The sequence below is a fragment of the Pseudomonas sp. RC4D1 genome (genome assembly GCF_018390395.1).
Classification (GTDB): Bacteria; Pseudomonadota; Gammaproteobacteria; order Pseudomonadales; family Pseudomonadaceae; genus Aquipseudomonas; species Aquipseudomonas danubii.
Map to the genome: position 1 here is coordinate 393270 of NZ_JAHBAW010000003.1, position 13016 is coordinate 406285.

Genomic DNA, 13016 nt, shown 5'->3' on the forward strand with positions numbered 1-13016 from the left:
GAGCGGTGCTTTCTGGTTGCCAGAAGTGTCTGATTTTTTTTACAGAGCCCCAGCAGACACCGGGCAACTTCCACGCAGCATCACCGAGTATCAAGGCTCTTCGTACAAAGCCTAGGGATCGACCGACTCTGCCTGGTGCCGTACCACCGGCGCTGCATGGCTGGCTGGCAGGTGAGGGGATGATTGCGTCGCTCCCCGCTCAACGATCTTCATCGCCCGTACATCGCAGCCCAGGTTCGAACAGATGTAGTCGAATGCCTTGACCGGGTCGCAGGTTGTGCCGCAGGTAAAGATGTCGAGAAACAGCGCGCCATGCTCGGGGTAGGTGTGGAAGGAGGCGTGGGACTCCTCCAGCATCACCAGGACCGTTGCGCCTTGTGGCTCGAAGCGTTTTGTCAGCGTGCCACAGACCGTCGCGCCGGCTTCGGCGGAAGCGGCACACAGCAGTTGGGTCAAGGCATCCAGGTCATTGAGCTTTTCGGGGGCGATCTGATAGAGCTCGCCCAGCGTGTGCCTGCCAAAAAAAGCATTGGCGTTCGGGTTCATAGGACTTCCCTGTTTCGACACCAGTACGGATGGCGCGGGTCGGTGAGTGACAGGCTGCGCAGGCCTGATTGCAGGCGCCGATGATGGGATAGCCGGTACTCGATTTCCAGGCAAATTGCCGGCGGGTTATTTGAGTATGTAAGAGGTTGATACCAATTGTTTCGCAGGCCCTGGCGGAGCGATCAGCACCTGGCGCGCAGGCCCCGAGGCAAGGCGGCGCACGGCACCGGCAATGATTCATGGGCCTTGATCAACTCACTCATCGGTTCAGCTATCGCCATCGGCAGGCGTCGCCGTGCTGTCCGGGGGCGAATCTGTTCCTTTATTAGTTGCTGGAAATATCGATTCATATTCGGATTGATTTTGTTACAAGTCTGAAATTATTTTCGGAGTTCTTTGTTTGATGTCGGTGTTAGCTTGTTTTCGCTGCTGTTCCGGCTGTGCCTGGTAGTTGTGAGTCTCGAACTTTATCGGTTGGCTTTCGAATGGCGTCGCAATAGCGCTTCTTATACGTCGCTGCTGTTTGAAATGTTGTTCTGCAATGTTGATGAAAGTTTATCTGGTTGAACTTTAGTGTCGGAGGTGGGTGATCATGGAAGATCAGAAGTTGAAGTTGTTGGTCTTCGGTATCGACGGGGCGTCCCATGCTGTCCTCCAGCAACTGATGGCTCGGGGATTGCTGCCGAACTTCAGTGCACTGCGCCGGCGCGCCTCCCATGGGGTACTGCAATCGACCTTCCCACCGCACACGGCACCGGGCTGGGCCTCCATGTTTACCGGGGTTTCTCCGGGTGAACACGGGATCTACCAGTTCTGGTCGACCCAATCTGCGGACTATCGTTTCCGGGCAATGAACGCTGCCGACTATGGGCGTGAACCCTGCTGGCTGACCCTGGAACGCCAGGGGCTGAAAGTCGGTGCCTACAACATCCCCATGACTCATCCGCCGGCAGATCTTCAGGGCGGCTATATGATCAGCTGGCCATTGGCCAAAACCCTGAGATATACCTCGCCCGCCAACTTGATGCATGAGTTGATGCAGGCGGGACTGCACTATCATTCAGACATTGTCACTATGTATCGTGGTCAGGAAGACTACTGTGAGCAGGCGCGCAAGTTTATCAAGGGACGTGCCGATACTTGCTGTTTTCTGCAGCAGGCCCGACCAGTGGATGCACTGTTTGTAGTCTTCACCGAAGTTGATCGTGTCAGTCACTATTATTGGGGCGATCACTCGGCGCCAAGTTCAGTAGTGGAACAGTGTTATATCGATATCGATCAGGCGCTGGGCACGGTATTGACCCTGGCCGATGACGACACCCTGGTGGTGGTGGCTTCCGACCATGGCTTTGGCCTGTGTGAAGCGGACTTCAGCGTGCACGAGTTCCTCGAACAACAGGGCCTGCTGGCGACCCGCTATGAACTCCAGGACTCGGGCGCCGAGGCCTCCCACGACGACCCGGGGGCGCGTTCCTGGTTCGACGCGCCCGGAAGCTATCGACGTGTGGTGGATTGGTCGCGCACCGAGTTCTACATGCCCACCCCTGGCTGCTTCGGTGTCAATGCCAATCTGTTGGGGCGCGAGGCCCAGGGGGTGCTGCGCGCCGAGCAGTTGCCGGAGGCCGAAGCGCGTTTGCAGCAAGCCCTGGCGCAGGTGCTCGACGAACAGGGGCGCCCCTGGTTCACGCTGGTCAAGGCCGATCAGGTGTATGCCGGCGCACGCCTGCAGGACGCTCCCGACTACCTGCTGATCCCCAGGGATTTCAGCGTCATGCCGACGCCGGCACTCACCGGCCGGGTCTGGAGCACACCGGCCCAGCGTGGCGTGCATCGGCCCGACGGCATCGTGTTTATCCGTGGCTCGACCTTTCCCGAGGACGCCGCGCTGCAAGCGCGGATCGAAGACATCTACCCGACGATCCTGGCCCATCTGGGGCTGCCGGTCCCTGAAGGGCTGGAAGGCCACTGGTTGCTGGAACCGGCCCACGAGCCGCAGCGCGAGCCCGGCCGCAAAGGCTGTGGCGGGCAACGAATGAGTGAAGAAGAACAGCGCTTCATGGACAGCCAATTACAACAAATTGGGTATTTTTAATGGAAACCGTGCAGTTCACCAACGCCGCCGACGGGTTGATTCCGCTCGCCAACCTGGCTGAGCCGATCGACGCGCCACCGACCAATCCGCTGCATTCCACTGTCGACTTCCGCAAGCCGCAGCCGATGCGCGTGTGCTTTCCGGTGTTGCTCGATGGCGACCTGGTGATGAGTTCCGAACACCTGGGCGTCAGTTACCTGGTGTCGATCCTGCGGGACCTGGGAGCCGAGTGCCAGGTGGTCGAGGTCAAGTCGATCCAGCACGGCGACGAGATTGCCATTGCCGAAGTGGTGGCCTTCAAGCCCGACCTCATTGGTTTCTCCCTGACCACGGTCACCGTCAGTCATGCCACCGCTTTCGGTTCGGCATTGCGTGCGGCCCTGCCCGAGCAGGTGGCGTTTCTGGCTGGTGGCCCGCTGGCCACCTTCCTGGGCTCCAAGTTGCTGAGCAACCCCAACTGGAGCTTCCTTGACGCCCTGGTGCGCGGTGAGGGCGACGTGCCGCTGGTGCGCTACGTCGAGGCCTTCTGGGATCACGGCGACTACGCCCGGGTGCCGAGCCTGAGCTGGCGCGAGGAGGGCGGGTTCGTCATCGACAACCCCATTGGCAAGCCGGTGCCGGAGCTGGACATGCTGCCTGAGCCGGCGCGGGATCAGTTCGAGCTCAACAGCGGCAAGCTGCCCTACCTGCGCCTGGCCACCACCCGTGGCTGCACTGCGCGCTGCACCTTCTGCAACGCGCCTCACGCCGGCAACAAGATCAACCCCGGCAAGCTCTGGCGGGCCAGGACCCCGGACAATATCGTCGATGAAATCGAGCGGCTTTATCACAAGTACAACTTCAACACCTTCGACTTCGTCGACTCGACCTTCGAAGACCCGGGCGGTGCGCCGTTCGCCAAGCAGCGGATTGCCGACATCGCCCAGGGCGTGCTCGATCGTGGGCTGAAGATCTATTACAACTGCTGCATGCAGGCCAAGAACTGGCACCCCGAAGACCAGCCGCTGCTGGACCTGCTGTACCGCTCCGGCCTGGAGAAGGTGCTGATCGGCATCGAGTCGGGTTCACAGATCGGCCTGGACCGCTGGAAGAAGAAGTCCACGGTCGAGGACAACAAGCGGGCCATCGAGCTGGTGCGTGGTGCCGGCATCTACGTGGCCTTCGGATTCATTGCCTATCACCCCTGGTCGACCTTCCAGGAGATCCGTGACAACAACCTCTTCCTGCGCGAATACATGGGCTACAACCTGCGCCGCTACACCGTGCGCCTGGAGCTCTATCCCGGGGCGGAGGCGGTCGAGACCCTGCGCGCCGAGGGCAAGCTGCATGACGACTTTGATGTGTCGCTCAATGCCCTGAGCTACGACTTCGAAGACCCGCGAGTGCGTCAGTTGTCGACCATCAGTGCCTTGCTCTACGGCGAGAAGTACGCCTCGGAAATGGTCATCGAAAAGGAACCGGCGGTGTTCGAGTTCGAGACCTACGACATTGTCATGCACACCTTCATGTCGCGCTTGCGGCGTGCGGTGCTCGGCGACGCCCGGGGCATGGCGATTCTCGAAGCCGGCGAAGCCAAGGCCGCCGAATTGCGCCGGCTCATGAGCGATTTCAACTATGCGCTGATTTCCGAGATGACCGACCTGGCCGAGCAGGGGACCCTCGACGAGGCCTATGCCCATGAACGGCGACCCCAGGTCGAGCAGTTCTACCGGGTCAAGCTCGGCGAGCTGCGCCAGGTCCAGTTGGGTATCAGCATGCAACTCCACCGCGCCGGGCTGAGCCTGCGCGACATCCAGTTCAGCAAAGGGGCTTGAGCCATGACGAATGCCGAACCGGTGAACTTTCTCGGTCACAGCCAGTTGCTGGGCAATGACCTGGTCATCAACGAGGACTCCTGCAACCTGGGGTGCACCTACTGCCTGACCGGGCAGAGCAACATGAAGTCGTCCCACGAAGGCAAGCTGATCTTCCAGCCGCCGGTGCACGACGTGTACAGCCAAGACAGTGACCTGGGCCGGCGTCTGCAGACCATCGTCGAGCGGGTCAATCGCACCTTCAAGCCACCGCTGCTGAAACTCACCGGCGGCGAGATTTTCATCATCAAGGGCATCATGAGCTTCATCGAGAGCATGTCGCCCCTGCATGAAGTGCTGATCGTACAGACCAACGGCCTGCCGTTGACCCGGGACAAGGTGCGGCGCCTGGCCCAACTGGGCAATGTCGTGGTGCAGATCTCACTCGACAGCAGCAACTATCAGGGCAACAGCTATCGGGTCCTGTCGCCACGCATCCACGAGATGATCATGGAGCGTATCGCGATGGTCCTGGAGGCCGGCCTGCCGCTGGAAATCTACGGCGTGCTCAATGACCGCAGTGCGCCGTATCTGCGCGAGTTCGTGGAGTGGTGCTCCGGGTTTGCAGACAACCCGCCGCAGCTGTTTCCGTTCCCCGTCCGCGGCCCGGACAGCGAGAAGTTCAAGGTGCGCCCCGAGCAGTATCCGTTCATCGACGCGTTGTTCGAGCTGCGCGAGCGTTACCCGCAGATCCTGCCACCCAAGGCCTACCTGGACCGCCTCAGTTCGTTCTATCACCAGGGGCGGCGCACATGGCGCTGTCACCTGCCGCGCCTGGTGCTGTCGACCTTCAGCGACGGCGTGGCCACGCCCTGCCCGAACATCTGGTTCCACAACATGGGCAACGTGCTGGAACAGGACTGGAACAAGGCTCTGGCGCCGGTGAACCGCTCACCGTTCTATCAGTTGCTGCTGGCTGAACGACCACGGCTGGATGCCTGCAAGGGGTGCTTCACGCCCTGGGACACCCTGAGCCTGTATTTCGAAGACGCTATCAGCCTGGACGAGTTGTGCCGTGCGCCTTCCTACGCGCCCCAGGCCGTCAGGAACCTGCTCGAACAAGCCAAGGAAGCGTATCAACATGGCGCCTGAGTCACGGACCGATGACCGCTGGTTTGCCCAACTGAGCGCGGGGCCGGTACTGGCTTCGCTGCCGGCAACCCGGCGCAGTGAGTGGGCCCGGCAGCTTGGTGAACTGGCCAGCAGCGGCCAGCAGCGCCTGCTGCTGGTGTTCGACAGTACGCTTGAGCATGCCGCGCTGTTGCTGGTGTTGCTGGAGCAGGGCTTGTCGCCGCTGCTGGTGGCCAGCGATGCCAAGCCCCAGGAACTGCAGCGCTATGCCGCCCAGGGGGCGATCAGCCACAGCGTCCATCTGGAGCAGGGCGAACTGCGGGTGACATCGCTTGAGCCTGGCGCTGCGCTGCCTGGCGATCCGGCAGTGCAGCCACACCGGCGTGGCATCTATCTGCTGACGTCGGGCACCACGGGGGAACCGTCGCTGGTTTTTCGCGACCTGCACAGCTGGCGCGACGAAGGCTTGCGCTATTGCCGGCTGTTGCAACTGAGCCACGAGGACCGGGTACTGTTTATTGCCCCGGTGTATCACGCCTATGCACTGGGCTGGTTGTGGGGCGCGTTGCTGGCCGGGTCCCAGGTGGAAATCTGCAAGCCCACGGAACTGGGGGCGGCGCTGCAGGCGCTGCGTCTGCGCGCCAGCCATTGCGTGGTCACGCCGATGCTGGCGACCCTGATGGCCCAGCGGGTTGGCCAGGGTGAGCGTCCGCCCCAGCTCAAGGTGGTGATGTCCGGCGCCGGCCCGGTGGACGGACAGCTCGACCAGCAGTTCCAGCAGGCCTTCGGCATCGGACTGTCGCGCAACTATGGCAGTACCGAAAGCGGTGCCGTGTTTGCCGGCGTCGCGCCATTGCCGCCGTTGTCCATCGGCTTTCCCATGCCGGGGATCGAAGTCGTGGAGCCGGCGGCGGGTCAGCCGTTTGCCCTCAAGGTGCGACTGGAGGATGGCCGCCTTTACGACACCGGCGACATCGCCGAACAGAGTCCGGCCGGCTACAGCATTGTCGGTCGTGAAAGCAGTGCGATCCGTCGGGGCGAACGCTGGATTTCGCCGTTCGAGATTGAATCGGTACTGACCAGCCACCCCGACGTACTGGATTGCTCGGTGCGGGCAGTGAAGTCGGCCCGGGCAGGCAACGACCATATTTTCGCCTTCGTGGTCTGGAGTGCCGAGCGGCCCTGGAACCCGGGACTGCTGCGCGAATACTGTCAGGCGAACCTGGCGTCGGCCAAGGTCCCCGACCGCTTCGAGCGCACGGCATTGATTGCTCGTAGCAGTAATGGCAAGCCGCTGCTCAGTCGCCGCTACCGCCCGGCTGCCAGCCGGGTATTGCTCGACGCGGCCCACGCTTACAAGCGTTCGCAATTGCTGTTGGCATTGTGGGATTGCGGCGCCTTGCAACTCAGTGCCCAGGGCTTGAGCGTCGATCAGATTGCCCAGCGTACCGGGCTGCATGCGCAGACTCTGGCGGTGGCCTTCGACACCGCCCAGGCCAACGGATTGGTGCAGGAAGCCGCAGGCGCCGAGGCGCATGCGCAGGACCTTGAGGCCTTGGCTCCTGTGCTCGATCTGGAAGCCTTCAACAACCGCCACTGGAACCGCCTGGACGAGTTGCTGGCGGTGCTGCATGACGGCCTCGACCGGCGCGCTTTCGAGCAGAGTCCCAAGCATCCGCAATTGCTTCGGCGCTACCAGCGCGCAGTGTCCGGGGCGGACAAGCAACTGGCCGCGCAACTGACCTGGCGCAAGGCCTTGCTCCACACGACGGGCGCCATTCGCCTGCTCGATGTCTGTGCCACCGGCGCGGTGTACACCCAGGCGTTGCTTGGTCGCCGACGCCTTGACTGCAACGCCAGCCGGATCGTGCCACTGGGGGGGCTCAACCCTGTGGCGGCGGATATTCCGGTGCACAGCCGGGAGACATTGGCCGAGCTCGATGAGTGCCAGTTCGACGTCATCGTGCTCGACAACACCTTGCACCAGCCCAGCGTAGCCCAGGCCCTGCCTGCCTTGCTGGAGCGCCTGGGGGCAGGTGGCCGGCTGATCATTGACGAGATTTTCTTTTGCGACACGGCCTCGGCAGCTGTCGGCGTGGATTGGCTGACCCATGGCGGCTGCCAGTACCCGAGGCAGGACGAGGTGGTTGCGGCGCTGGCGCGCCTGGGGTTCGTCGGCGAGCAGATCTGGCGCCGCGAATCGATGATTTATCAATGCACGATGTTATTCAGCAGGAGCTAGAAAATGACCGATACCGACCGCTTGATCAAAGTGTTCTCCAGCACCGTGGGCCGTGAGCTGAGCCGCGAAGACCTTTCGGGGGGCGACCTGATCGGCACCCTGGGCCTGAACTCGATCGACGCCTTGCAGTTGCTGATCCAGGTGGAAACCGAGTTCGGCTTTTCCATCGAGGACAACGAGCTGTCCATTGAACTGGTCAACTCGCTGGAGCGCCTGGAAGCCTTCGTCGCCGACAAGACCCAGGCCCGGGTCGTCTGAGGACGATGACGGCATGTGTCTCTTTGCCAACGTCGGCCGCGCGCTTTGCAGTGCGCGCCGACCTGGGCGGCCCGGCGCCCGCCGGGCCGCCCGGAAGAACCGAACGACGAGGGAATTCGTGTGAACGATGCAAAAAAGACTGAGGCAATGTTTGCCAATCGTCCCGGCACCGATGCCCAGTTGCCCTGGCTCAACCAGCTCAACCGCCAGCGTCTGGCCGGGCCGGCGATGGAGAACAATCGCTGGCTGACCGAAGGCGAGGCCCCGGCGACACTCTGCGTGCACGCCGGCACCTACGAGGACCCGGTGACCGGAGCCGTGGGCACGCCGATATTTCCCAGCACCACCTTTCGCTTCAGCCAGTCCACCTACGAGTCGTTCCTGGAAGGCTACGTGCGTGACATTCCCACCTACAGCCGCTACGGCAACCCGGGGCAGTGGTCGGTGCAGTTGAAGGTGGCGGCCATGGAGGGGGCGCAAAGTGCCTTGGTTCTGTCATCGGGCATGGCGGCGATCGCCTCGACCCTGTTCGCCCTGACCAACCGCAATGGCCACATCATCTCTTCCTACGATCTCTACGGTGGCAGCTACAGCCTGCTGCACGCCGACATCAGCCAGGCCGGGCGCTCGGTGAGCTATGTCGACCCGCTGGATCTGCAGGCGATTCGCCGGGCGATCCGCCCGCAGACCCAGATCATGTTTTTCGAGCTGCTGTCCAACCCGCTGATGAAGGCCATCGATCTGCTGGCCATCGCTGCCTTGTGCAAGCAGGAGAACATTCTCCTGGTGGTGGACAACACCTTCCTTTCACCCATCAGTTGCCGTCCCCTGGAGTGGGGGGCCGATATCGTCATCCACTCGGCGACCAAGTACCTCAACGGGCACAGTGACGCCACCTGTGGCGCGGTTGCGGGCAGTCGCAAGCTGGTGGACCGGGTCTGGGCACAGCTGTTGCGCTTTGGCGGTAACCTGGACCCCTTCGTGTGCTTCCTTCTGGAACGGGGCATGAAGACCCTGGCGGTGCGCATGCAGGCTCATGCCGCAGGGGCCCGGCAGGTGACGCGTTTTCTCGAACGCCATCCGCAGGTGACCGCGGTGCATTCGGTCTACGCCGAGGAGTATGCCCACCCCCATCTGTACCAGTACGCCGCCCAGGCCACCTGCGGCATGCTCGGTTTTGAGCTGCGGGGCGGCGATCCGGCGGCCCTGCAACTGCTGGAACACCTCAAGCTGATCACCTGTGCCACCAGCCTGGGCGGTGTCGAGTCGCTGGTGAGCCTGCCGTTCAACACCTCCCACAGCGGCCTGACTCGCGAGCAGCAGAAAAAGATCGGGCTCAACCCCGGGCTGGTCCGGCTGTCGGTGGGAATCGAGGACCCTGATGACCTGTGTGCCGATCTCGAGCAGGCGTTGCGTCAGGTCTACCAAGGAAGGAGTCAGCCATGAGAAACGGAATGAACATCTCGGGCTTCAGTGAGATTGTCCACGAGATCCAGCAAGAGCCGGCCCAGGCGATCTTCCGTTACGCCGCCTATGCGCACTGTTCGCCGGCCGGCGGCATGCTGGCCGGCGTGGCTCCGGCCTTGATCGGCCTGTTGCGCGCGCCGCGGCATTTCGAAGTACCGATCCGCCCCAGCCCGGCGTTGCAATGCCAGGGGCTGCTGGACCCGGCCTGGCCCCAGGAATTGGCCCTGGCGGCGCTCTCCGGCTGTTTCCTGGTGTCCGCGGTGTCGGGGTTTTCCGCGCGACGGACCACGGTCGATCATCTGTCCATGACCACCAGCGCGATCCTGCAGGAAGCGGCCGCTGCTGCTCCCCAGGTGCGCTACGAGATCCGTTCGGGCACCGACAAGAAGATCAGCGAAGCCCTGGAAGTGATCGAGGCGGTGAAGAGCCACAGTCCCAATCACCAGACTTTCGTCCAGCCCCTGGGGCTTTCGGCACGCCTGGTGGATGCCGAGGGCGCTGGCCCCTGGCACAGGTTTTGCCCCTTCGAGCAGGCGCCTGCGGATACTGCGGCGGTCCAGACCAAGACCCAGGCCCTGTCCCTGGATTGCCAGTGGCTCTATGGCACTCAACTGCGGGCGGACTTCGTCCACCAGGACCCTCAGGACCTGCGCAGCTTTCCTATCGACCAGCCCAAGCAGCTGGCCGGTATCGACTGGGGCCCCAACCCTCAGGAATACCTGCTGATGGCGATTGCCGCCGATGTCCTGGCGCAGCTCAACCGTCGCCAGCAGTTGCCGGGTGCGGTGCACCTGGACGTGCGGGCCATGGTGGACATCCGCGGCATGTGTGAAGTGGCTCCGACCCCGGTTCACCTGCAGGACATCGAGCTTGAACTGCAAGTCGAAGGCTGGCCGGCCGCCCAGTTGGCGACGCTGATGCAACAGCTGGCGGCGAGCATCGAGGCCTCGGTGGTGTGTGCCCTGATTCGCCATCGGGTGGGTTTCGAGTTCCAGGTCGGTGCCCGGCCGCTGTCCGAGGATGCCCGCGAGTGCCAGCCATGCTGAATCAGTCGACCCTGTGTTTCGCCACCCTGGCGGTTCCCGACCTGGCGGCTGCCGAAGCCTTCTATGTGCAGGTCCTGGGTCTGCAGGTCAGCCGGCGCTTTGCCCCGACCCGCTGGATCAGCCTGGATGTGGACGAGCAGGGCGGTGCCGGACTCGGCCTGATCGAAGACCCGCTGATGGCCCGACCGTCGCCGGCCAGCATGCTTGACCTGATGGTGCCTGAGCTGGATGCGCTGGTTGCCCGGATGCCACCGCAGGTGACCCTTGTCGAGGCGCCAGGGCCGACCCTGTGGGGCAGTTACAAGGCGGTGATCGAGGACCCGTTCGGCAACCGCCTGGGCCTGGTCCAGTGCAGCCCGCAGGCCGCTGTCCGGGATACCGGGCAGCCGGGAAAGAACGAGTAAGGAGCTGGGATGCTTAAGCAATATGAATGCATGAATGTAGCGGACTGCGTTGCTGGCGATGGCGGCTTCGTGTCCGTGGTCTCCGGGCTGCCGCGCAGCGGCACCTCGATGATGATGCGTGCCCTGGCCAGTGCCGGCCTGGCACCGCTGACTGACAACCTGCGCCAGGGCGATGAACGCAATCCCCATGGCTATTTCGAATGGGAAGCGGTCAAGTCCCGCGACGGCTACCTGGGGTGGATGGACCAGGCCCGCGGCCGTGCGGTCAAGCTGGTGTCGCGCTTTCTCCAGCACCTGCCAGCGACCCACGGGTATCGGGTGTTGTTCATGCACCGTGATATCGATGCAGTGATCCGTTCCCAGCGAGACATGGCCGAGCACCACAGCGGTCAGGTCTGGGGAGGGCAGGAGGTCGAGGAACTGGCGCGGCTGTATCGCGAGCATGTGGCCCAGGTGCTGGCATGGGTCCGTTCGCGGCCGAACATGCAACTGCTGGAACTGGATTATCAACGGGTGCTGCAAGACCCTGACGGCGAATTCACCCGGGTTGCGGCATTCCTCTCACCCTTGCCCCTGGCGGTGCAGTCGATGGCGGCCACGGTGGATCGAGGTCTGAATCATCAAGCGGCGATGGAGGCTGCGAGCCATGTCTGAATTGCCCATCCGTGCAGTCATCTTCGACCTCGACGGAACCTTGATCGACAGCAAGCAAGTGATTCGCGAGGCCTACCACGCGGCCCATGCCCAGGTGGTAGGGGCGGACGTCGAGCCACCACCGTTCAGCGAGTACTGCAAGCACCTGGGACGCAGCTTTGTGCAGATCATGAAGATCATGGGGCTGCCGGCGCAGATGCACCCGGTGTTCATGCGTGAAAGCAACGCGCGAATGCAGCGCATCCGCGTGTTCGAAGGCGTCGGGGGACTCTTGGCGAGCTTGCATGCCAGGGGCATTCCCATGGCGATCGCCACGGGCAAGGACCATGGGCGCACGGTGGCGATTCTCGAGTACCTGGGCCTGCTGAAGTACTTCTCCTGCATCGTCGGCAGCGACGACGTGGCCAATCCCAAGCCGGCGCCGGACATGGCCCGGATGATTGTCGAACAGTTGCATCTGGACCCGGCGAGCTGCCTGTTCGTGGGCGATGCCCTGGCTGACCTGCAGTGCGGCCAGGCGTCGGGCATGCAGACCGCGCTGGCGCTCTGGGATCATCCCGGCGAGGAGATCCGGCGCTATCCCAGCACCTATCAACTGACTGCGCCAGGCCAGATCCTGGCCTTGCTGGAGGTGGCTCGCCATGCCGACATTACTCCTGCTTAACGGCCCCAACCTGGGGCGCCTGGGGCTGCGCGAACCGCAGGTCTATGGCACCAAGACCCTGGACCAGATCACCGCTGAGGTCACCGCGGTCGCCGCCTCCCGTGGCTGGACGGTGCTGGCCCGACAAAGCAACCATGAGGGCGAGTTGATCGACTTCATCGAGAGCCAGCATCAGGCCGAGGCGATGATTATCAATCCGGGGGCGCTGATGATGTCCGGCTGGGCCCTGCGCGATGCCTTGCAGGACTACCCGGGGCGCTGGATGGAGGTGCACATTTCCAACCTGTTTGCCCGCGAGAGCTTCCGTCACAGTTCGTTGCTGGCGCCCCTGTGCCACGGCTTCATTGCCGGTCTGGGCACTGATGGCTATGCCCTGGCCGCCGCGGCACTGGTGGGAGCCGGCCATGTGTAGTGCAACGGCGGTACCACTGCAGACTCAGGTGATGGACGACGTGCTGGGCCTCTGCGCCCGTTTGCTGAAGGTGGCGCAGGAGCAGTTGCATGCCGGGCAGAACTTCTTCGCCATCGGGGGCAGCTCGTTGCAGGCCCTGCAACTGTGTGCACTGCTCGAACAACTGCATCCGCAACTGTGCGGCGAGGACGGGATTGACCTGACCCTGATCGTCGGCACCGCGACCCTCGGCGAGTTTGTTGCCGCCGTGCTGCAGGGGGCGGCCGACCGGCGTGCCGGGGCAATCTGCGAGGGCGAACTATGAGCC

The 13016-nt window shown here is 63.1% G+C and carries 13 protein-coding genes; 12 read left to right on the top strand and 1 reads right to left on the bottom strand.

The window, feature by feature from the left end; translation table 11 throughout:
- Positions 1-111: 111 nt before the first annotated feature.
- On the bottom strand, positions 112-546 hold the full coding sequence (speD, locus tag KHO49_RS26815) for an adenosylmethionine decarboxylase (protein ID WP_213666146.1): 435 nt from the start codon (positions 544-546) through the stop codon (positions 112-114).
- Positions 547-1138: 592 nt separating this feature from the next.
- Between speD and KHO49_RS26820 the strand changes: the two genes are divergently transcribed.
- From KHO49_RS26820 to KHO49_RS26875, 12 genes are all read left to right on the top strand, one after another.
- Positions 1139-2638: an alkaline phosphatase family protein gene (locus KHO49_RS26820; protein WP_110595805.1), complete on the top strand. Its 1500-nt coding sequence runs from the start codon at positions 1139-1141 to the stop codon at positions 2636-2638.
- The gene (locus KHO49_RS26825; RefSeq protein ID WP_102864327.1) at positions 2638-4452 is read left to right on the top strand and encodes a B12-binding domain-containing radical SAM protein; all 1815 of its coding nucleotides are present in this window, start codon (positions 2638-2640) and stop codon (positions 4450-4452) included. Before KHO49_RS26820 ends, KHO49_RS26825 begins: the two co-directional genes overlap by 1 nt.
- A gap of 3 nt (positions 4453-4455) precedes the next feature.
- Positions 4456-5583, top strand: a complete 1128-nt coding sequence (locus KHO49_RS26830; protein ID WP_102864328.1) for a radical SAM protein — start codon at positions 4456-4458, stop codon at positions 5581-5583.
- Entirely contained in the window at positions 5573-7804 is a 2232-nt protein-coding gene (locus KHO49_RS26835) for an ANL family adenylate-forming protein (protein ID WP_170004774.1), read from the top strand. Before KHO49_RS26830 ends, KHO49_RS26835 begins: the two co-directional genes overlap by 11 nt.
- 3 nt (positions 7805-7807) lie before the next feature.
- Positions 7808-8062, top strand: a complete 255-nt coding sequence (locus tag KHO49_RS26840) for an acyl carrier protein (protein WP_102879862.1) — start codon at positions 7808-7810, stop codon at positions 8060-8062.
- Between the two features lie 147 nt (positions 8063-8209).
- Positions 8210-9508 carry a trans-sulfuration enzyme family protein gene (locus KHO49_RS26845; RefSeq protein ID WP_102879861.1) on the top strand — a complete coding sequence of 433 codons (1299 nt, stop codon included), beginning with the start codon at positions 8210-8212 and terminating at the stop codon, positions 9506-9508.
- Entirely contained in the window at positions 9505-10575 is a 1071-nt protein-coding gene (locus tag KHO49_RS26850) for an OsmC family protein (RefSeq protein WP_213666147.1), read from the top strand. Before KHO49_RS26845 ends, KHO49_RS26850 begins: the two co-directional genes overlap by 4 nt.
- On the top strand, positions 10569-10979 hold the full coding sequence (locus KHO49_RS26855) for a VOC family protein (RefSeq protein WP_102864333.1): 411 nt from the start codon (positions 10569-10571) through the stop codon (positions 10977-10979). Before KHO49_RS26850 ends, KHO49_RS26855 begins: the two co-directional genes overlap by 7 nt.
- A gap of 9 nt (positions 10980-10988) precedes the next feature.
- Positions 10989-11633, top strand: a complete 645-nt coding sequence (locus KHO49_RS26860) for a sulfotransferase (RefSeq protein ID WP_213666148.1) — start codon at positions 10989-10991, stop codon at positions 11631-11633.
- Positions 11626-12297, top strand: a complete 672-nt coding sequence (locus tag KHO49_RS26865) for an HAD-IA family hydrolase (RefSeq protein WP_102879858.1) — start codon at positions 11626-11628, stop codon at positions 12295-12297. The genes KHO49_RS26860 and KHO49_RS26865 overlap by 8 nt, the downstream gene beginning before the upstream one ends.
- Positions 12275-12709, top strand: coding sequence for a type II 3-dehydroquinate dehydratase (locus KHO49_RS26870; protein ID WP_110653507.1), 435 nt, complete (start codon positions 12275-12277; stop codon positions 12707-12709). Before KHO49_RS26865 ends, KHO49_RS26870 begins: the two co-directional genes overlap by 23 nt.
- On the top strand, positions 12702-13013 hold the full coding sequence (locus KHO49_RS26875) for a phosphopantetheine-binding protein (protein ID WP_181433975.1): 312 nt from the start codon (positions 12702-12704) through the stop codon (positions 13011-13013). Before KHO49_RS26870 ends, KHO49_RS26875 begins: the two co-directional genes overlap by 8 nt.
- The last annotated feature ends 3 nt before the right edge of the window (positions 13014-13016 follow it).